Origin of the sequence: Psychrobacter sp. Rd 27.2 (assembly GCF_001921755.1) — a bacterium.
GTDB classification, from domain to species: Bacteria; Pseudomonadota; Gammaproteobacteria; order Pseudomonadales; family Moraxellaceae; genus Psychrobacter; species Psychrobacter celer.
The window spans coordinates 1-501 of record NZ_MRYB01000070.1 but is presented as its reverse complement, the minus strand read 5'-3'; the positions used below and the strand labels follow the sequence as shown (position 1 = coordinate 501).

The 501-nt window shown below is 41.5% G+C and carries 1 protein-coding gene; it reads left to right on the top strand.

The window, feature by feature from the left end; genetic code table 11:
* On the top strand, window positions 1-501 hold a 501-nt coding region (locus tag BTV99_RS12650), incomplete at both ends, for a helicase-related protein (protein ID WP_256713796.1).

Genomic DNA, 501 nt, shown 5'->3' with positions numbered 1-501 from the left:
CATACTAAAAACCCTCAAGATTTAGATGGTTTGACAGATTATATTAACGAAAATTTTGCCAAATTTGGCAGTACGCTCGTCATTGTTAATACTAAGGCGTGGGCAAGTGATTTATATAGAGAGCTGTCTAAAACAGCTAAGTCAGAAGAGTTGTTCCATTTGAGTACAGGACAATGTGCTCGTCACCGTAAAGACTTACTAGCAACCATTCGTAAACGCCTAAAAGACGGCTTGCCTACTTTGGTTGTCTCAACCCAGCTGATTGAGGCGGGCGTAGATGTTTCATTTAAATCAGTGATACGGTTTTTAGCAGGACTGGATAGTATTGCCCAAGCGTCAGGACGCTGTAATCGACATGGTGAAATGAGGAACGCGGCTGGTAAGGCTATTAAGGGTCAGGTATTCATCGTTAAACCTGATACCGAGAGCTTAAGCCGTTTGCCAACGATTGCGTTAGGTAAGACTCAAATGGAGAACACTATATTACCTATATTAAAAGAA